Source organism: Nocardia sp. NPDC049149, assembly GCF_043197455.1.
GTDB lineage: Bacteria > Actinomycetota > Actinomycetes > Mycobacteriales > Mycobacteriaceae > Nocardia.
Map to the genome: position 1 here is coordinate 53,346 of NZ_JBICTD010000003.1, position 19,624 is coordinate 72,969.

Here is a 19,624-nt window from a genome sequence, read left to right on the forward strand (position 1 = left end):
ACTCACTGCGGGCGCCCACAGACGGTGCGGATCCCTAGAGAGGGTGCGGACTTCGGCGGTGTGCGTCGGGGTCAGCCTGCGATGCCTACTGGGTGGGGTGTCGTGTATCCGTGTGCCGCAGCTACTTCCGACGACAGCAGGCTGCCCGCGTCGGCGGTGAGGCCCTGCGCGAGATCGGGGTGGGTGGCGCATGCTTCGCGCCAGCCGACGGCGGCGATGGTGCGGACGTACGGCAAGGTGGCGTTCGTGAGGGCGACGGTGGCGGTGTGCGGCACCGCGCCCGGCATGTTCGCGACACAGTAGAAGAGCGAATCGTGCACGCGGTAGGTGGGATTCGCGTGGGTGGTCGGGTGCGAACCGGCGAAGCAGCCGCCCTGGTCGATGGCGATGTCGACGAGCACCGACCCGGGCCGCATGCCGGCGACCAGCTCGTCGGACACCAGTTTCGGTGCCCGCGCACCGGGTACCAGCACCGAGCCGATGACGAGATCGGCTGTGGGAACGACGCGTTGGATCTCGGCGGCATTCGACGCGACGGTGGTGACCCGGCTGCCGAAGCGGGCATCCAGTTCGCGCAGCCGATGCAAGTTGGTGTCCAGCACGGTAACTCGCGCACCCATCCCGGCGGCGACGGCGGCGGCATTGGTTCCGGCGACCCCGCCGCCGAGCACCACCACCTCGACCGGCTGCACGCCGGGCACCCCGCCGAGCAGCAGGCCCGCACCACCTAACGGCGCCATCAGATGGTAGGCGCCCACTTGGGCGCCGAGCTTGCCCGCGACCTCGCTCATCGGCGCGAGCAGCGGCAGCGAACCGTCTGCCGCACGCACGGTTTCGTAGGCGATGGCGGTGATGCCGGACCGCAGGATGGCGTCGGTGCATTCGCGGGACGCGGCGAGATGCAGGTACGTGAACAGCACCTGCCCGCGCCGCAGCAGCGAGTATTCCTCGGCGATCGGCTCTTTCACCTTCAACACCAGTTCGGCGTCCCCCCACACCTGGTCGGCCGCGGCGACCACCTTCGCCCCGACGGCGACGTAGTCGGCGTCCGTGAATCCGGACCCGACTCCCGCCTCCGCCTCGATCAGCACCTGATGTCCATGCGCGGCCAGCTCCCCGGCACCCGCCGGTGTCAGCGCCACCCGGAATTCTTGTTCCTTGACCTCCCGTGGAACTCCGATCCTCATACCGCCATCGTGGACCCCGCACCATGGTCTCGCCACGAACGACGCGCGGGTGACACATGATGATCACGAGACGCCGCGCCGACCGCAGGTTTTCTGCGCATGTTGATCAGTCCACCAGCACACCTACCGGGCGGTTTCATGATCAACGGGAATCGGTGGCGGCACCACGCCGCCCCTGGTCCCGTCGATCTCGGCCCGGCTAGACGGTGACCTCGGTGCCGAGGGGCGGGATCCGCAACTGGCCACGGCGTCCGCCGTATTCGAACACCCGCTCCAGCCGCTCGAGGGTCTCGCTGAAGTGCGCCCATCCCTCGCCGTGCACCGGAACGATCACCGCATCGCCGAGCAACTCGGCGGCCTGCAGCGCGGTGTTCGCGTTCAAGGTGACGTCGGTGTCGCCGAAGCGGCCGATGTTCGCGGCGCCGACGAACAGCACGGCGATGTCGATCCGGCCGATCCGCTCGACGATCTGCCCGACCAGTTCGACGGACGCGTTGTCACCGGAGACGTACACGGTCGGCTGCCCATCGGCCTGCAACACGAACCCGGTGACGATCCCGCTGAGCGGTTCGCACCCCTCCGGCCCGTGCAGCGCGGGCACCGCGGTCACCCGGATGCCGTCGATCGTGACGGTCTCCCAATTCTCCAGTCCCTGAACACCATCGATACGCTCGGCGGCGCCCGGCGTGGACAGCACCGTCGGCACCGTCTTCAGGAATTCCCGACCGCTGTTGTCCAGGTTGTCGGCGTGCTCGTCGTGCGAGAGCAGCACGATGTCGACCGCACCGACCTCGGCCGCCGACACCGCAGGACCGACGAGCTTGTGCAGGGTGATCGGACCGGGGTAGTCGCCAGGCTCGTCGAAGGTCGGGTCGGTCAGGAAGGTGCGGCCCGCGTACCGGAAGCGGAGCGTCGGTCCGCCGACGTGCAGGGCGTGTAGCTGGTTTGTGCGTTCGATCGTCTCGGTCATGCCAATGATCTTGTCGCACCGAGACGCCACCTCGATAGTGGCCCGTGAGCCGCCTATCGCTAAGATCGGGCCATGCCTCGCCCCTCCGTGACCAGCAAGCGCCCCACGCGTACGGTGGCCGTGCTCGCCTTCGAGGGCAACAGCCCCTTCCACCTGTCCGTGCCGAGCCTTGTCTTCGGCCGGATCGGCATCGGCGGCGAAGCGCCCTACCAGGTGGACGTGTGCGCCGAGCACCCGGGAAGCCTGCGCACCCCAGCCGGTTTCGACATCGAGGTGCACCACGGACTCGACCGGCTGATCCGCGCGGACACGGTGGTGATCCCGAGCTGGGAGTTCGGCATGACGATGTCGGCGGAGCTGCGCGCCGCCCTGCACGAGGCGCATGCAGCAGGCGCCAGGATCGTCGGCCTGTGCCTCGGCTCGTGGGCGGTCGCCGCCAGCGGACTGGCCGACGGCAGAGAGATCACCACCCACTGGGCATCCGCCGAGGAGTTGGCCCGTGCCTATCCCGCCGTTCGCGTCCGCGCCGATACCCTGTGGACCGATCTCGGCGACGTCGTCACCTCCGCGGGCGTCGCCGCCGCCCTCGACTGCTGCCTGCACCTGGTGCGTGGCGATCTCGGCAGCCGCGCCGCCACTGAACTGGCCAGAGAATTGGTGACCGCGCCGCATCGCAGCGGTTCGCAGGCCCAGTACATCCCGATCGCGGTTCCCGAACCCGCCGACGACGATCCGATCGAACGCGCAATGGTCTGGGCGCGAACACATCTCGGCGAACCGATCGACCTCGACGGCTGGGCGCGCGTCGCACTGATGTCGCGGCGCACCTTCACCCGCCACTTCCGCGAACGCACCGGAAGCAGTCCCCAACAATGGTTGCTGCACCAGCGTGCGGACCGCGCCAGACTGCTGCTGGAAACCACCGACGACACGATGGAACGCATCGCCGCCGAAACCGGCTTCGGCACCGCGGTCAGCCTGCGCCACCATTTCCATCGGATCCTCGGCGCCAGCCCCGCCGCCCACCGGGCAATTTTTAAAGGTGACCTCTGGGAACCAGCAGGGTAGGACAGCCGACGCCCACCGCAGCCTGTTCGCGCCGCACGGCGCCGCCACCGTTGGCCTGAACCGGGTTGCCCGGCCAGGCAGTCCGCGCGAGTCCAAGAACAGACCGGAAGCCCCGCATTCGATCGACACCCGCTACGTTGCCACCATGAGGATTCAGATCGGCGAGTTCGTGCCGGAGATCGATGACGCTGCCTGGGTTGCGCCCAACGCAACCGTGATCGGGCAGGTGCACCTCGCGGCCGAGGTGAGCGTTTGGTACAACGCGGTGATTCGCGCGGATCTGGAGGCGATCAACGTCGGCGCGCGGACGAACATCCAGGACGGCTGCGTGTTGCACGCCGATCCCGGCTTCCCGCTCACCGTGGGCAGCGGAGTTTCGGTGGGGCACAACGCGATCCTGCACGGCTGCACGATCGGCGACGACGTGCTGATCGGGATGGGCGCCACCGTGCTCAACGGCGCGGTGATCGGGGCAGGCACCCTCATCGCGGCCAACGCACTGATCCCCGAGGGCGCGCAGATTCCACCCGGCTCGCTCGTGGCAGGCGTCCCCGGCAAGGTCCGGCGCGAGTTGAGCGAAGCAGAGCAGGACGGCATTAGACTGAATGGGGCTGTGTACCTTCACAACACGGCCAATCACCGGGCTGCCAAGGTGGTGTGACACAGCGCACACTGATCAAGCGTCCAGTAGGAATCGCTGATAACATTTTGCCAGCGTGCCCGGTGACTCGGGGTCTCCTGCCGAAACGGTAGTCGTGCGGCTTGTAGCGCAGTGGTGAGCCCACCTCGGGTCGGTGGGTGTGCGAGCAGCGTGCAGGCAGGAGGTAACACGGTGGTGGCGTACGTGCAGTCGAGTATGCACCGGCCGAAGGGGCGGATCAGCGTGGCCGACATCGCGGCCCAGCCGGGCGGCATCGAGGCATTACAGCGACGAGTCCACGAATTACGTTCCAGCGGAATCGATTTCGCCGCGAACGCGATCGAGCAGGAAATGGCGGCATTGGATTTACCGCGCCGCTGACCCTCGGCAGGCGGTCACCGCGCGTCAGGATGCCGCGGTGACCGTGGCCAGTCCGGCCGTAGTGTGCTGATCCAGCACCATCAACGCGGCCCGCACGCGCACCGACTGCCAACCACCATCCAGTCGACGCAGCCGCACCGTCCCTTCGGTGCGCTGCCGCGCCAACTCCCGCGACATGGTCTTCGCGGTCGCCAGATCGTCCGGATGAATCTGCGGCGGCGGCTCGCCGGGCAGCGCCGCCCACGCGATCTCCGGCATCGGCGGCCCGATCCAGCGAATCAATTGCAGCGAACGCAAATTGACGATCGCACGGTATTCCCCCGGCGCGGTCGCCGCCTCCAGCAAGAGGTATTCCAGAATCATCGGCGGTGGCGCCGACGGCACCGCGACGGCCGCACCGATGTCCTGCGTCACCCCGCGGAACAGCACCGAACGCGCACCCGACGCATCGACCTCGACACCGATCCGGCAGGCGAAATGCCCGGCGCGCAAAGCATTGTCGTCGCGACGGATGGTCCACACCGCCTGGTGCTCGGTGCCAGGCTCCGAATTCACGATCTTCGCCAGCGCCTCGCTTTCGTCCCGGTTGGTGACCAATCGAGTGAAGGCACCCGCGATGGCCAGCTCGGCCGCCCGATCCTCGGGGGCGACGCCGTAGAGGTCGAGCAGCTCCACGCTGCGGACCGAGCGATTGGTGGTGAGGTTGAAATACCACGCGCCCACCGGTTCTCGCGGCGGCAACGGTTCCGACTTCGGCCCGACCCACAGCCGAATCGCATGCGCCCGTTCCGGCGTGATCAGCACCGGCTCCGCCCGCACGGTGCGCCGTCCGTCCGTCGACGCGCGCGCCACCAGCCCTCTGGTCCGACAGGCCTGCGCCAGCGCCGCTTCCGCGTCGGCCAGCGACGCCGGATTGCGCAGAATATTACTCAGCGGCACGAACGACTTCGGCGCGGCGCCGAATGCGATCACTTTCCCCGGCACACCTGAGAAGCATTCGACCAGTAGCCATTTCGCCATCAATCGCACCCGACCGATCGCATCCGGTCGTTCACAATAGTGAGAAGTGTTCGACCAGTTAACATTTCAATCATCCGTTCCGCACCGGCCAGCCGCACGCCGACCGTACGGTCAGGAACGAAATACCATGTCCAGCACCCGTTCGTGCGAGGACCCGGCAATTCTTGTGATCAGCTCCACAAGAAGAGCGTCCAGTCCGACGAGCACCTTCGCCTGCCCGCGCTCGACCCCACGCAGGAGTCCGCACTCCGCGCCAATCGGGCGATCCTCGGCCGCGCCGACCAGCACCGATGAAATAATGAAGGGCCATCACCCGCACCGTCGCGACGCAACCCGAACGCCCGGCGTCCGCGCGAATCGACTGGAGATTAGATGCCAACCGTCCCATCCATGCTGCAACGCATCCTGGACAAGCCCATCGCCGACGGCGAAAAGCTCCTGGAAAGCGCGCTCTCGGCCTTCTTGGACTTCGGCATCAAGCGGACAAGCATGGGCGAGATCGCGCGCCGTGCCGGCATCAGCCCCGCCACCCTGTACCGCCGCTTCGAATCGAAGAACGAGCTGGTCGAGGCGGTGAGCGTGCGGGAAGCGCAGCGCTTCGTCGCGATCATCGATAAGCAGGTGCAGGCGGTCTCCGGCACCGAGGATCAGCTGGTGGAGATCTTCGTCGCGTTCATCACCACCATCGCGAACAATGAGCTGCTCCGCAGGCTGCTCCGCACCGAACCTGACCTGATCCTGCCGAGGCTGACCACCGACGCGGGCCCGATTGTCGCCGTCGGCCGCAGCTACCTTGCCGAGAAGTTACGCGAACTCCGCGCCACCGAGCTCACCCACGACTTCGACGCCGACCTGGTCGCCGAGATCATGTCCCGCCTCGCCCTCTCCCTTGCCCTCACCCCCGACGGCCTGATCCCGGTCAGCGACCGCGACTCGGCCCGCGAATTCGCCCGCCGCACGCTGCTCCCCATGGTCGGCGTACACGTCAAGGTCTAGGAGACCCCACACACTCCGAACGCCGCCGCCACCCGCTCATCCAATTCGACCGAAGCCGACACCTCCGACGCCCGGCCGTCGACGAACTCCCGCGCGAGCTCGATGATCGCGCGCGCCGCCGTCGACCCCGGATCAGGCAGCGGTAGTCGTGACACGTACTGAGTGATCCACCGACGCCGGCCCGAGTACAGCCGATTACCGCACACCGCATCGTAGAAACGCAGACCGAGAGCCGAATTCGCCACGCCCATCAGCAGATACGCGAGCCGTTCCGCGTCGGCGGGTAACTCGGCCAGCTCGGGTACCGCGATCCAATAGCAGTCGCCGTTCACCACCGCGCCCGACCGATCGAGCGCGAAGCGCGGGCGGTCGCTGATGTCGGGGAACACCAGCTTCGGCTCCTGCCACAGCTGCGGACGCTGCGGCACCCAGATCTCGAACCATTCGCGTCCACTCGCGCCGACGTAGCTCCTGGCGGCCAGCGTGTCTTTGTTGGCACGTAAATACTCGGCGGCGCCGGGATATTCGTGCAGGTCGATCGGCGTGCGGTGGGACTGAGTGCGATCGTAGGGGTACAGCACGCGCACGTCGCGCGACCGGGTGATCCGCCACGGCTCCAGATCGTGGTGGGTGATCAAGTCCAGCAGTAACTCCGGTTCCGGCGCGGGCTCGACATCGCACCACCGGTCCGAAATGAATACCCGATCGGCAGTGGTCTTGATGCCGACCCGGATGCGAGCAACCTCACCGAACGTCCGCCAGGTCGCCGCACCGATCTCCGCCAGCCAGCGATCGACCCCGGCATGCGACATCCGCCATACCGTCTCCGGTTCCCGTGCGCGACGCCGATTCGTCGCCCGCCCACGATCGTGTTCCGCGGCACCTACTGGCCGAAGCACAGGCGGCACAGAATTCGGCGCACTCTCGCCCGCCCCACCTGAACTCGACCGTCCCGCATCGCCAGCCGCCACCACGCTGACCTCGCTCGATTGCCCGGTGAGACCGGTCACCACCGCGCCGTTCTCACTCGACCGCCCAGCAGTGCTCGTCATCAGCGTGCCGACTTCGATCGCGAACGTCCGCCCGTTGTGCAGGACCACACCGCTGCGCTCACCGAGCAGCGCCGCGAAAAGGTCGGCCTCCTCGGCGATCTCGTCCCCTGCGGTCTCATAGGCGGAGACGTAGCGGCAGCCGTCCGCTCCCCCGCCGCGTCGCGCGATGGTGATCGCGGGCAGCACTGCGGCCTCGAACAGTTTGGTGTCGCCCAGGTCGTACAGCTCGACCGGCACCAGCTCGGTGAGTAGTAACCGCCGGATGTTCGCCCCCGCCTTCGTGGTGAGAAAGCGGTTGGCGCACAACAATCCGAGCACCCCACCGGCACCGAGCAACCGGGGCAGCGTCGCGACGAACGGATGCGTCAGGTCGATCCGGCCGCGCAACCCGAACTGCTTGCTCAGCAGCTGCGCGGTCACCCCGCCCAGCTGCTGGGTGCGCACGTAGGGCGGATTGGTGATCACCGCGTCGAACGACGCCGAACCGAGTTCCGCTGCGACGGTGAGGAAGTCGCCGACCTGCCAGTCGGCCCCGATCCCCGCCGCCGCGTCCCGCGCCCGCGCGACGGCTAACGCCGTGGCGTCCAAGTCGTATCCGGTCAGTGCGACCCGCACGCCAGGCAGCACCGCCGCCGCCTCGGTCCGCAACGCGAACAGCAGCTCGCCATCGCCGCACGCCGGATCGAGCACCCGCAACACCCCGGAATCCGGCCGCGGCACCTGCGCGAGCAGCCGTCCGGCCAGGAAACGCGCCAGCGCGGGCGGCGTGTAGTGCCTGCCGTGCCGTTTGCGATCCCGCGCGGCGGGGGCTGCGGAAGCCATGGATCGGATTCTGCCCTGTCGGCGCGCAGTATTCCCGACAATGCACCGCAACTCGACGGCGACCGAAAGACAACCGTTTCGCATCGCGCCGACGGCTGCTAGCGTTCAGTCTCATAATGGAACCAAGCGGGGAGCCGGTATGACCACAGCCGACGTACACACCGAGCAGTACACAACCCTGGCCCGGATACTCGACGAGCGCTGGACCTGCCGGCAGTTCCGGGCCGACCAGGTGCCGAGGGACGTCATCGAGTCCGTGCTGCGGCTGGCCCAGCGCTCCCCCTCCTGGTGCAACACCCAACCGTGGCAGGTCGTGATCACCGAAGGCGCGGCCACCGATCGGTTCCGCACCGAACTGCTCGCCCACGTTCAAACCAATGCGCCCGCACCGGATTTCGAGTTCCCGGCGCAGTATGCGGGCGTGTACCGGGAACGCAGGCGCGAGTGCGGCTTTCAGCTGTACGACAGCGTCGGCATCGCGAAAGGCGACTACGCGCAGTCGATGCGCCAAACGGTCCGCAACTTCGAACTGTTCGACGCACCGCACGTGGCGATCGTCACCACGGAGGCCGACCTCGGCGTCTACGGCGCCGTCGACTGCGGCCTCTACATCGGCAATTTCCTGCTCGGTGCACAGAGTCTCGGCCTCGGCGCGGCGGCACAGGCCGCACTGGCGTCGTTCGCGCCGTTCCTGCACTCCTACTTCGACATTCCCGAGCATCGCCGGGTGGTCGCCGGAATCTCCTTCGGCTACCCCGACAACGCGCACCCGATCAACGGATTCCGCACCACGCGTGCGGATCTCGATCAGGTGGCGACCTGGTTCACCGACTGATCCGATGCCGTCGCCTCGCCGAGCATGCCCGGCCCAGGGGCCGCAAGCACGTCCCGTGCGGTGAGTTCGCTACCGCACACGTCACAGTCGAGCTTCGTGTGCGCCTCGCCCGTGCAGCCCTCGTGCCGATAGTGCACGGGCGGGCCGTCCGGCGCCATGTAGGTGTCGCCCCACTCCCGGATGGCCATCAGGATCGGGTAGATGTCGTGGCCCTTCTGGGTGAGCCGGTACTCCTCGTGCGCGCCGACCGCGGCCTTCTGCTTGACCAGGATCCCGTGCTCGATCAGCCGATCGAGCCGGTCGTGCAGCCTGCTGCGGGAGATGCCGAGCGCGGTCTGAAACGCGTTGAAGCGGCGCACGCCCGCGAACGCGAACTTCAGGATCAGCAGGGTCCAGCGGTCGCCGAAGATCACGAGCGGGCGCGTGATCGAGCACGGCACGTCAACGAGTTCTTCATAACGCACCCATCGATGTTACCGACCTGGCCCGTTCACGAGGTCACCTTGTCTACGGGGGCACTGTTCTCGTCCAGCGCCGGGATCATCGCACCATCGAGGACCTTGCGCATCCGGTCGACGTCCAACTGGCTTTCCCAGCGCGCGACGACGAAGGTGGCCACGCAGTTTCCGAGCAGATTCACCGTCACCCGCATCGAATCCATGATCCGGTCGGCGCCGAGCAGCAGTGCCACCGCGGCCACCGGGATCGAGCCGTGCCCGATCGCGCTGATGGTGGCCGACAGCGCGAGGAACGACGAACCCGGCACGCCCGCCATGCCTTTCGAGGTGAGCATCAGCACGCCGACCGCGGTGATCTGCTCACCGAGACTCAGGTCGACGCCGAGCGCCTGAGCCAGAAACAGCACGCAGATCGACAGATACAGCGTCGCACCGTCCAGGTTGAACGAATACCCGGTCGGCACAACGAGTCCGGTGGTCGCCCTGGAGCAGCCCGCCTCGGTTAGCTTGATCATGATGCGCGGCAACACCACCTCCGTCGACGCGGTGCCGAGGGCGAGAAACAGCTCGTCCTTGATGTACCGCACGAACTTCCACAGGTTGACCCCGGCGAACACCCGCGCCAGCACCGCGAGAATCAGCAGAAACAGCAGTGCCGCACCGTAACAGCAGGCGATGAGCTTGCCGTAGTTGCCGAGCGAGGAAAGCCCGTATTGACCGACGATGTAGGCCATCGCCCCGAACGCGCCGAGCGGCGCAAGCCGCATGATCCAGCCGATGAGGGTGAAGAAGATCTGGCCGAGGTAGTCGACGCCATCGAGGATGATCCCAGGGCCTGCCCCGCTCTCCCTGAACTTGGCCAGCGCCAACCCGAACAGCACCGCGAAGAACAGCACCTGCAGCAGCGCGTTCTCGGCGAACGCCGAAACCACCGACGCCGGAATGATATTCAGCAGGAAGTCGACGGCATGGGGCAGTTCGCCGTTGTTGGTCTTCTGCGCGATCTTCGCCGCGCCCGTCGCCAACGTCTGCGGGTCGATCGCGAAGCCAGCACCCGGTTTCACCAGATTGCCGACCACCAACCCGAAGACCAGCGCGAAGGTGGTGACGACCTCGAAGTAGATCAGCGCCTTCACGCCGATCCGGCCCACCGCCTTCATGTCCCCGACATGGGCGATGCCGAGCACCACGGTGCAGAAGATGATCGGTGCGATCACCATCTTGATCAGTTTGATGAACCCGTCGGCGAGTGGCTTCAGATCGGCCCCGAGGCTCGGCCACAGCGCACCGACCACGATGCCCGCCACGATCGCACCCATGAGCTGCACGAACAACGAGCGGTACCAGGGCGGTGTCCGCACGCCCTCGGTCAGCGGTGCGGCAGCGGGGTCGATCGTCGCGGTCATCCGCGCACCGTACGAATCCCCGGTATCGCACCTGTGTCGCCGGTGTTGCCGCCCGAAAACGCAAAAGATATATCACCGCGGCCACGACGGAACCACTTGCCCCACAACGACAGTAGGCCCCAGGAAGACCCGGGGCCCAGCTGCGCCGCTCAGCTCAGAGCGGGATGTTCTTCAAATGGCTGGCCCGTGCGGGCGCAGACGCCAGCGCGGCAGCGATGATGCTCCGGGTCTTCGCCGGGTCGATCACCTCGTCGACCACGCCGATCGCGACGGCACGCTCGACACCGCCCGCGATGCGCTCGTGCTCGGCGGTGAGCCGCTCGTGCAGCGCTTCGCGCTCTTCCTCGGGCGCGGCCGCCAGTGCCTTCTTGTGCAGGATGCCGACCGCGGCCTTGGCGCCCATCACCGCGACCTCGGACCCCGGCCAGGCGTACACCGCGGTCGCACCGAGCGAGCGGGCGTTCATCGCGATGTAGGCGCCACCGTAGATCTTGCGAGTCACCAGCGTGACCCGAGGCACCCGAGCCTCGGCGAACGCGTGCAGCAGCTTGGCGCCGCGGCGCACGACACCCTCCCACTCCTGGCCGACACCGGGCAGATACCCGGGCACGTCGGTGACCACGATGATCGGGATGCCGAACGAGTTGCACAGCCGCACGAAACGCGCTGCCTTCTCGGCACTTTCGGAGTTGAGGCAGCCACCGAGGCGGATCGGGTTGTTGGCGAGCACGCCGACGGTGCGCCCACCGAGCCTGCCGAGGCCGGTGACGATGCTGCGCGCGTAGCCGCCCTGCAGCTCCTCGAACGAGCTCTCGCCGTCCACATTGTCGAGCAGCTCGTGGATGATCGGCTTCACGTCGTAGGCGCGCTTGGCCGATTCCGGCAGCATCGCCTTGAGATCGACGTCGCCGTGCGCGGCCGCGACCAGATCGAACTCGCCCTGCTCGGCGAACATCGACACCAGACGCCGCGCGCGATGCATCGCGTCGGCCTCGTCATCGGCCACGATGTGGGTGACGCCGGACTTCTTACCGTGCGTCTGCGGTCCACCGAGGGTGGCCATGTCGACCTGCTCGCCGGTCACACTGCGCACGACATCGGGGCCGGTGACGAAAATCCTGCCCTCGGGGGCCATGATCACGATATCGGTGAGCGCGGGCCCGTAGGCGGCACCACCGGCGGCGAAGCCGACAACCACGGAGATCTGCGGCACCAGTCCGGACGCGCGGACCATCGCCTCGAAAACCAGGCCGACCGCGTGCAACGCCTCGACGCCCTCGGCGAGACGAGCGCCACCCGAATGCCAGATGCCGACAACGGGAATGCCGGAGTCGATGGCGGTGTCGATCGCGTCGACGATGTGCCTGCAACCCTCGACACCCATCGCGCCACCCATCACGGTGGCGTCGGAGCAGTAGGCGATGGTGCGGACACCGTCGACCTCACCGATCGCGGCGAGCACACCGGACTTGTCGCGCGGATGCAGGGGAAGCACCGTGCCGGGATCGAAGAATCGCTGCAGTCGACCGAGCGGATCACGCGGATCGGTCGCCGTCTCTTGGTAGGACGCGGGAGCCATGATTGTCATCGCGCTCTCTCCTCGCTGTGGGTTCGCCGCAACCGCGGCTGCCGTAAATCGAAACGGCGGGATCGGACCACGAGTGGCCGACCCCGCCGGATCGTTGAGCAGTCTTGATCGGAGCGGTTATGCCCGACCGAAGGCGAGCGCGACGTTGTGCCCACCGAAACCGAAGGAGTTGTTGATCGCGTATTCGATTTCCTGGCGGCGAGCCTCGCCGTGAACCACGTCCAGATCGATGGCCGGATCCTGGTTCTCCAGGTTCAGCGTCGGCGGGACGATACCGTCCCTGATGCTGAGGACCGTGAGCACGGACTCGAGGGCACCGACAGCGCCGATCGAGTGGCCGAGTGCGGATTTCGGTGCGTACACCGAGGCGTGCTTGCCCACCGCGAGGTTGATCGCGTTCGCCTCGGCGGTGTCGCCGATCGGCGTCGCGGTCGCGTGCGCGTTGACGTGGGTGATGTCCTTGGCGGTCAGACCCGCGGTCTGCATCGCCCTGGTCATCGCCCGTGCCGCACCGACACCGTCGGGTGCAGGCGCAACGAGGTGGAAGCCGTCCGAGGTGATGCCGGCACCGAGCAGGCGGGCGTGGATGGTGGCTCCACGTGCCTTGGCGTGCTCCTCGGTCTCGATGACCATCAGCGCACCCGCCTCACCGAAGACGAAACCGTCGCGGTCCTTGTCGAACGGACGCGAGGCACCCTTCGGGTCGTCGTTGCGGGTGCTCATGGCACGCATCATGCTGAACGCCGCGATCGGCACCGAGTCGATGTAACCCTCGACTCCACCGGTGACGACGATGTCGGCGTCGCCCATGACGATCATTCGCCATGCGTTGGCGATGGCCTCGGAGCCCGACGAGCATGCCGAGACCGGAGTGACCACTCCTGCCCTGGCCTTCAGTTCGAGGCCGACAACGGCCGAAGGACCGTTCGGCATGACCATCTGCACTGCCAACGGCGAAATCTTGCGATAGCCACCGTTCTTCAGCTTGTCCACCGAGTCGATGAGGGCGTCGCCGCCACCAAGACCGGTGCCGATGGCCACACCCAGCCGCTCCGGGTCGACTTCCGGGCTGCCCGCGTTACGCCAGACTTCGCGACCGAGCACGGTCGCGAGCTGCTCGACGTACGCCATGCGCCGGCACTCGACTCGGGTGAGCAGGGTCTCGGGCCGGACCTTCAGGTGACCGCCGATGCGGACCGGAAGGTCGTATTCCTCGACGAAGGAATCCTCGAGAACGTCAATGCCGCTCTCGCCGTTGAGGAGTCCCTTCCACGTCGCATCGACGTCACCCGCGATCGACGTGGTCGCCGCCAGGCTAGTGACGACGACGTTGGGGAAATTCCCGTTCAAAGTGGAAGGAGTGGTCACAGTGTCGGCCCTACTCGGCGTCGAACTTGGCCTTGAGCTCCGCGGCGGCTTCGCTGTTCTCCGCCTCGAGCTTCTGGATGTAGGCGACTGCGTCGCCAACCGTCTTCAGGCTGGCCAGATCCTCGTCCGGGATCTTCACGCCGTACTTGTCCTCGGTCTGAACCGCGATCTCGACCATGGACAGCGAGTCGATGTCCAGGTCATCGACGAAGGACTTCTCGATCGTCACCTCAGAGGGCTCGATGCCCGTGACCTCTTCGATGATCTTGCCGAGTTCCTCGACGATTTGTTCCTGGGTCAGAGCGGCCACTTCGTGGCTCCCTTCTTGTTTCCTTTGTAGGGCTCGTACTTGTATTTTTCGGATCGAGACGGCCGGAAGTTACCGTCCGCTCGGTCACAACCGTGCATACCGATGCATGGCTGCGGAGGAAAGCTAGCCGGAGATGGTGATCCCGGCCAACGCGGGGATGTCTTCCGGGGACTTCAGGGCAAGTGTGCGCGTGCCCTTCAGCTCCCGTTTCGCAATGCCGACCAGGGTGCCCGCCGGCGGCAACTCTGCCACCATGGAAACCTCTGCCTGCCTTACGGTTTGAGTGCACAGATCCCACCGGACGGGCCGGGTGACCTGCGCAGCAAGCTTCGCGACCGCATCGCGTCCCGAGGTGACCGGCTTGCCGTCGAAGTTCGAAAGCAGGGTCCTGGTCGGGTCGTTCGGCACGATCTGCGCTATGGCTTCGGTCACAGCAGCCTGTGCCGGGGCCATATACGCGGTGTGGAAAGCACCCGCGACGGGCAGCGCGCGCACCCGTGCCTTCTCCGGCGGGTTCGCGGCGAGTTCCGCCAGCGCGTCCAACCGGCCTGCGGCCACGATCTGGCCAGCCGCATTGCGGTTGGCCGGAATCAGATCGAGTTCCGCGAGCCGAGCGAGCACGGTGGCCTCATCGCCACCGAGCACCGCGGACATGCCGGTCGGCTCGAGCGCGCACGCCTTCGCCATCTCCGCACCGCGGATGGCGGCCAGCTTCACCGCGTCATCCGAGGAGATGACTCCGGCGACCGCCGCGGCGGCGAGTTCGCCGACCGAATGTCCGGCGATGATGCTATCTGCCGGAATCGAATCCGCGGGGATTTGCGCGTAGGCGAGCAGGGCGGCGGCCACTACGAGTGGCTGGGTTACGGCAGTGTCGGTGATCTCTTCGGCCGTCGCGGTGGTGCCGAGACGAACCAGATCCAGGCCGGAGGCCATGGACCAGAGGATGAGCCGATCTGTCGCGCCGGGTACTTCGAGCCAAGGCGCGAGCATGCCAGGTGTCTGGGACCCCTGTCCAGGGGCGAACAACGCGATCACGTCTCTAAGAAAACACTGTGAGGCGGGCAAGACGAGATGTCGACGCGAATGAAGCTTGTCTACGCATTTTGTAAGGATCCCACAAACGGCCATGTGGGTCGACCGGATCGAACCGCCGACGATTTCCGTTACACGCCCTCGTGACCCAGGGCGTAATGAGTGGCCTCTGGGGTAGGTGTTGACGGTTCGTTACGGGTTCGTGTCAATCGGCCCACGGTAGCGGCGATGCGGAGCACATACGCGTCCCGCGGGTTCATCGGATCTCGACCCGTGATTTCGGCAATCCGTTTGAGGCGGTAGCGAACGGTATTTGGATGGACGTACAACTGACGCGCGCACGTCTCGACCGCTCCACCGCAATCCAGATAGGCCTCGAGAGTGTCGGCCAGCGACGACCCTGCCGCAGCCAACGGAAGCACAAGATACTCGTTCAACGCGTCGACCGCAGCTCGATCTCCCAACAATGCGCGTTCTGGGAGCAATTCGGTCGCATGCACCGGGCGTGGCGCGCCCCGCCAGCCCACCACGGCCTCCATTCCGGCCAGTGCTTCGACCGCGCTGGCGTGCGCGGCGCCCAGCGTGCGAGTGGTCGGGCCGATCACCACGGGGCCGTCGGAGAAGACCTCGGCGAGCAGGTCCGCCAGAAATGGCGATATATAAGAGGACTCGCCGAGGTGCCCGCTCACCACCATCACCAGCCTGGTGCCCTGCACGACCGCGAGTGCCGCCCTTCCGTGCCTGGCCGCGATGGCGTGCACCGATCCCACCGACGACACGCCCTGCTCCCCCGGCGGGGTGCCGACCAGCACGGTCGCGGGCGCGGTGGCGTCCCAGTTCAACGTCGCGGCCCTGGACAGCATGTCCGGGCCGGTGTCGCCGCGGACAACGGCGTCGACGACGAGCGCCTCCAGCCTGGTGTCCCATGCACCGCGCGATTCGGCCGCGCTGGCATACACCGAGGCGGCCGCGAACCCGAGCTCACGCCCGTACCGCAACACCGCCTCGGTGAGCGCGACCAGCTGCCGGTCGTTGCGTGCCAGCGCGGGCAGCCACTGTTCGAAGAACTCCATGGCCACCCGGACCATGTCCACGGTCTGGCGCAGCGTCAGCCGCCGCGCCAGATCCTGCGGAATCACTTGGAAGGCATCGAGACTGAACCGGATATCGCTGTCCGGGTCCTGCAGCCATTCCAGGAAGTTCACCACCGCGGTCTGCACCAGCATCTGGACACCGGCGCGCTGCGCGGCATCCAGATCGGCGAAGAACGGCAACCGATCCTGCATCGACCCGACCGCCTCGGTAGAGAGGCGGCCCGAAAACTGCTTCACGCGTTTGAGCAGCGTGTCCGGAAGCGGGTCGCGGGTTTGCCGGTTCGGGGAGAGCGCGCCCGTCGGCAGATACACCTCGTGCTCGGACGAGCCCTCGGAGATCCGTCGCGGCCGCGGCGGTTTACGTTCCACCATGCAATCGTCCGCTACTCGCCGTCCCCATCGGAACTCGACGCGTTCTTCGGCGCGGCGTCGACGTCATCGATGCGGTACTTGGCTGCGGCCTCGATCACCTTCTTGCCATCGATCTTCCCGGCCTTGGCGAGCCCGGAGAGCGCGGCGACCACGATCGACTGCGCGTCGACGTTGAACACGCGACGAGCGGCCGCCCTGGTGTCGGAGAAGCCGAAGCCGTCCGTGCCGAGGGTGATGAAGTCGCCGGGCACCCACTTGCGCACCTGGTCCGGCACCGCCCGCATCCAGTCCGTCGCGGCGATGTAGGGGCCTTCGACCCGCGACAGCGCCTCGGTGATGTACGGAACGCCATGGTCCTCGTCCGGGAAACGCAGCGCGGCGATCTCCTTGTGCAGCGCCTCCTTTCGGAGCTCGCCCCACGAGGTCGCCGACCAGACATCGGCCTGCACGCCCCAGTCCTCGGCGAGCAGCGCCTGCGCGCGCAGGCCGTCCGGCACGGTGACGCCGGACACCAGGATCTGGGCGCGCACGTCGCCCTCGCCCCCGCGCTTGTACAGGTAGATGCCCTTGAGCAAGCCTTCGATATCGAGTTCGGCAGGCTCGGCAGGCTGCTGGTACGGCTCGTTGTAGAGGGTGATGTAGTAGAAAACGTCCTCGCCGCCGAAGCCGCCGTCCGCCTTGCGGGTATCGGTGCCAGGCACCGAGTACGCCACCGGATCGGGCGCGCCGCCGCCGTACATCCGGCGCAGGCCGTCGCGCACGATGTGCGCGATCTCATAGGCGAAGGCCGGATCGTAGGTGACCACCGCGGGGTTGGTCGCGGCGAGCAGCAACGAATGGCCGTCGTTGTGCTGCAGGCCCTCACCCGTCAGCGTGGTTCGCCCTGCGGTCGCTCCGAGCACGAATCCGCGCGCGAGTTGATCAGCGGCAGCCCACAATCCGTCGCCGGTGCGCTGGAAGCCGAACATCGAGTAGAAGATGTACAGCGGGATCATCGGCTCGCCGTGCGTCGAGTACGCGGTGCCCGCGGCCGTGAACGACGCGGTCGAGCCCGCCTCGTTGATGCCCTCGTGCAGGATCTGCCCGACCGAGCTCTCTTTGTAGGCAAGCATCAACTCGGCGTCGACCGACGTGTACAACTGGCCGTTGCGGTTGTAGATCTTCAACGAAGGGAACCACGAGTCCATACCGAAAGTACGGGCCTCGTCGGGGATGATCGGGACGATCCGCTTGCCGATCTCCTTGTCCCGCAACAGTTCCTTCATCAGCCGGACCAACGCCATCGTGGTCGCGACGTTCTGCTTGCCCGAGCCCTTGCGCACCGACTTGTAGGCCTCGTCGCCGGGAAGTTGCAGCGGCTTGGCCGTGGTGCGGCGTTCCGGGAGATACCCGCCGAGCGCCTTGCGGCGATCCAGCATGTACTGGATCTCCCGCGATTCCATGCCGGGGTGGTAGTACGGAGGCAGGTACGGATCCTTCTCCAACTCGGCGTCGGAGATCGGAATCCGTTGCAGGTCACGGAAGTCCTTCAGATCCTGCAGCGTCAGCTTCTTCATCTGGTGCGTGGCATTGCGGCCCTCGAAGTGCTTGCCGAGGGTGTAGCCCTTGATGGTCTTGGCCAGGATCACCGTCGGCTGGCCCTTGTGCGCCATCGCGGCCGCGTAGGCGGCATACACCTTGCGGTAGTCGTGGCCGCCGCGCTTGAGGTTCCAGATGTCCTGATCGGACAGGTCCTGCACCAGCGCCTTGGTCCGCGGGTCGCGGCCGAAGAAGTGATCGCGGACGTACGCGCCGTCGTTGGCCTTGTACGTCTGGTAGTCGCCGTCGGCGGTGGTGTTCATCAGGTTCACCAGCGCGCCGTCGCGGTCGGCGCCGAGCAGCGCGTCCCACTCACGGCCCCAGATCACCTTGATGACATTCCAGCCCGCGCCACGGAAGAACGACTCCAGCTCCTGAATGATCTTGCCGTTGCCGCGCACCGGGCCGTCGAGACGCTGCAGGTTGCAGTTGACGACGAAGGTCAGGTTGTCCAGACCCTCGAGCGCGGCGACATGCGCGAGACCACGCGACTCCGGCTCGTCCATCTCACCGTCGCCGAGGAACGCCCACACGTGCTGATCGGAGGTGTCCTTGATGCCGCGGTCGTGCAGGTAGTGGTTGAACCGCGCCTGGTAGATGGCGTTCATCGGGCCGAGACCCATGGACACCGTCGGGAACTCCCAGAAGTCCGACATCAGCCGCGGATGCGGGTACGACGGCAAGCCGTGGCCGGGGCCGCCGTGGCTGTATTCCTGCCGGAAGCCGTCGAGCCGGTCGGTGCCGAGCCTGCCCTCGAGGAAGGCGCGCGCGTAGATACCCGGCGAGGCGTGACCCTGGATGAAGATCGAATCGCCACCGCCGGAGTGATCCTTGCCGCGGAAGAAGTGGTTGAAGCCGACCTCGTACAGCGCTGCCGAGGAGGCGTAGGTCGAAATATGGCCGCCGACACCGATGCCGGGACGCTGGGCGCGATGCACCATGATCGCGGCGTTCCAGCGGATCCAGGCGCGGAAGCGCCGCTCCACCTCTTCGTCGCCGGGGAACCACGGCTCGTTCTCGGTGGGGATGGTGTTGACGTAATCGGTCGACGTCAACGCGGGGATGGCGACACGACGTTCACCGGCCCGCTCCAGCAGACGGAGCATGAGGTAACGCGCTCGGCCGGGACCCTCACGGTCGAGCATTTCATCGAACGACTCGAGCCATTCGCTGGTTTCCTCCGGGTCGATGTCCGGTAGGTAGGACGCCACCCCTTCGCGGATAACCCGCACGCGCCCGGCCGGCTGAGCAGACTGCGATCCGTTCGGGTCGCGGCCGGCGGCAGGTGCGGCGGTGTCGGATCCAGCGGGTTGCGCTGGAGCGGAAGAGTGGATCAGGTCGGTCAAATCTGCTCCTCGTGCAGGGGTGGACATGCTGATGGCGTCGGTATCCCCGGGTGATGGCGCGTGGGTTTGCGCACCACCCGTTTCTACGAAAGGTTCTG

Annotated in this window: 18 protein-coding genes; 5 read left to right on the plus strand and 13 right to left on the minus strand. The window is 66.8% G+C overall.

The features are described 5' to 3' along the window. Positions 1 to 71: 71 nt before the first annotated feature. Both ald and ACGFNJ_RS11180 read right to left on the minus strand, forming a co-directional pair. The gene (gene ald / locus ACGFNJ_RS11175; RefSeq protein WP_393446050.1) at positions 72 to 1,187 is read right to left on the minus strand and encodes an alanine dehydrogenase; all 1,116 of its coding nucleotides are present in this window, start codon (positions 1,185 to 1,187) and stop codon (positions 72 to 74) included. Between the two features lie 199 nt (positions 1,188 to 1,386). Beyond that, entirely contained in the window at positions 1,387 to 2,157 is a 771-nt protein-coding gene (locus ACGFNJ_RS11180) for an MBL fold metallo-hydrolase (RefSeq protein ID WP_393446052.1), read from the minus strand. Between the two features lie 72 nt (positions 2,158 to 2,229). Here ACGFNJ_RS11180 and ACGFNJ_RS11185 point away from each other — a divergent pair, with 72 nt between their 5' ends. The 3 genes from ACGFNJ_RS11185 to ACGFNJ_RS11195 all read left to right on the plus strand — a co-directional run bounded on the left by ACGFNJ_RS11185 (position 2,230) and on the right by ACGFNJ_RS11195 (position 4,246). Next, positions 2,230 to 3,225 (plus strand): GlxA family transcriptional regulator, encoded by a 996-nt coding sequence (locus tag ACGFNJ_RS11185; protein WP_393446054.1) that lies wholly within the window; start codon positions 2,230 to 2,232, stop codon positions 3,223 to 3,225. A 145-nt stretch (positions 3,226 to 3,370) separates the two neighbouring features. Continuing rightward, positions 3,371 to 3,886, plus strand: coding sequence for a gamma carbonic anhydrase family protein (locus tag ACGFNJ_RS11190; protein WP_393446056.1), 516 nt, complete (start codon positions 3,371 to 3,373; stop codon positions 3,884 to 3,886). Positions 3,887 to 4,108: 222 nt separating this feature from the next. Then, a complete protein-coding gene (locus tag ACGFNJ_RS11195) occupies positions 4,109 to 4,246 on the plus strand; it encodes a hypothetical protein (RefSeq protein ID WP_393446058.1) in 138 nt (45 codons plus the stop codon). Between the two features lie 24 nt (positions 4,247 to 4,270). Here ACGFNJ_RS11195 and ACGFNJ_RS11200 read toward each other — a convergent pair whose 3' ends face one another. Together ACGFNJ_RS11200 and ACGFNJ_RS11205 are read right to left on the minus strand one after the other, a co-directional pair. Beyond that, entirely contained in the window at positions 4,271 to 5,266 is a 996-nt protein-coding gene (locus ACGFNJ_RS11200; RefSeq protein WP_393446060.1) for a GAF domain-containing protein, read from the minus strand. Between the two features lie 111 nt (positions 5,267 to 5,377). Next, positions 5,378 to 5,554, minus strand: coding sequence for a hypothetical protein (locus ACGFNJ_RS11205; protein WP_393446061.1), 177 nt, complete (start codon positions 5,552 to 5,554; stop codon positions 5,378 to 5,380). 84 nt (positions 5,555 to 5,638) lie between these two features. Here ACGFNJ_RS11205 and ACGFNJ_RS11210 point away from each other — a divergent pair, with 84 nt between their 5' ends. Further along, the gene (locus ACGFNJ_RS11210; RefSeq protein WP_393446063.1) at positions 5,639 to 6,262 is read left to right on the plus strand and encodes a TetR/AcrR family transcriptional regulator; all 624 of its coding nucleotides are present in this window, start codon (positions 5,639 to 5,641) and stop codon (positions 6,260 to 6,262) included. On the opposite strand, the gene ACGFNJ_RS11215 is transcribed toward ACGFNJ_RS11210, so the two are convergent. Next, positions 6,259 to 8,136 carry an Eco57I restriction-modification methylase domain-containing protein gene (locus ACGFNJ_RS11215; protein WP_393446065.1) on the minus strand — a complete coding sequence of 626 codons (1,878 nt, stop codon included), beginning with the start codon at positions 8,134 to 8,136 and terminating at the stop codon, positions 6,259 to 6,261. The genes ACGFNJ_RS11210 and ACGFNJ_RS11215 overlap by 4 nt on opposite strands. A gap of 139 nt (positions 8,137 to 8,275) precedes the next feature. Here ACGFNJ_RS11215 and ACGFNJ_RS11220 point away from each other — a divergent pair, with 139 nt between their 5' ends. After that, positions 8,276 to 8,971 (plus strand): nitroreductase, encoded by a 696-nt coding sequence (locus tag ACGFNJ_RS11220; RefSeq protein WP_393446067.1) that lies wholly within the window; start codon positions 8,276 to 8,278, stop codon positions 8,969 to 8,971. Here the strand turns inward: ACGFNJ_RS11220 and ACGFNJ_RS11225 are convergent. The 8 genes from ACGFNJ_RS11225 to aceE all read right to left on the minus strand — a co-directional run bounded on the left by ACGFNJ_RS11225 (position 8,944) and on the right by aceE (position 19,553). Beyond that, positions 8,944 to 9,435: a winged helix-turn-helix transcriptional regulator gene (locus ACGFNJ_RS11225; protein ID WP_393446069.1), complete on the minus strand. Its 492-nt coding sequence runs from the start codon at positions 9,433 to 9,435 to the stop codon at positions 8,944 to 8,946. The genes ACGFNJ_RS11220 and ACGFNJ_RS11225 overlap by 28 nt on opposite strands. A 26-nt stretch (positions 9,436 to 9,461) precedes the next feature. Continuing rightward, positions 9,462 to 10,835 (minus strand): C4-dicarboxylate transporter DctA, encoded by a 1,374-nt coding sequence (dctA, locus tag ACGFNJ_RS11230; RefSeq protein ID WP_393446071.1) that lies wholly within the window; start codon positions 10,833 to 10,835, stop codon positions 9,462 to 9,464. 154 nt (positions 10,836 to 10,989) lie between these two features. Beyond that, positions 10,990 to 12,423 carry an acyl-CoA carboxylase subunit beta gene (locus ACGFNJ_RS11235; RefSeq protein WP_393446073.1) on the minus strand — a complete coding sequence of 478 codons (1,434 nt, stop codon included), beginning with the start codon at positions 12,421 to 12,423 and terminating at the stop codon, positions 10,990 to 10,992. Positions 12,424 to 12,540: 117 nt separating this feature from the next. Then, positions 12,541 to 13,791, minus strand: a complete 1,251-nt coding sequence (locus tag ACGFNJ_RS11240; protein ID WP_393446075.1) for a KasA/KasB family beta-ketoacyl-ACP synthase — start codon at positions 13,789 to 13,791, stop codon at positions 12,541 to 12,543. A gap of 10 nt (positions 13,792 to 13,801) precedes the next feature. After that, the gene (acpM, locus tag ACGFNJ_RS11245; protein ID WP_069166942.1) at positions 13,802 to 14,101 is read right to left on the minus strand and encodes a meromycolate extension acyl carrier protein AcpM; all 300 of its coding nucleotides are present in this window, start codon (positions 14,099 to 14,101) and stop codon (positions 13,802 to 13,804) included. Positions 14,102 to 14,224: 123 nt separating this feature from the next. Continuing rightward, positions 14,225 to 15,139, minus strand: a complete 915-nt coding sequence (locus ACGFNJ_RS11250) for an ACP S-malonyltransferase (RefSeq protein WP_393446077.1) — start codon at positions 15,137 to 15,139, stop codon at positions 14,225 to 14,227. Between the two features lie 128 nt (positions 15,140 to 15,267). Beyond that, the gene (locus tag ACGFNJ_RS11255) at positions 15,268 to 16,602 is read right to left on the minus strand and encodes a CdaR family transcriptional regulator (RefSeq protein WP_069166940.1); all 1,335 of its coding nucleotides are present in this window, start codon (positions 16,600 to 16,602) and stop codon (positions 15,268 to 15,270) included. Positions 16,603 to 16,613: 11 nt separating this feature from the next. After that, positions 16,614 to 19,553: a pyruvate dehydrogenase (acetyl-transferring), homodimeric type gene (gene aceE / locus ACGFNJ_RS11260; protein ID WP_393446080.1), complete on the minus strand. Its 2,940-nt coding sequence runs from the start codon at positions 19,551 to 19,553 to the stop codon at positions 16,614 to 16,616. Positions 19,554 to 19,624: the final 71 nt, after the last annotated feature.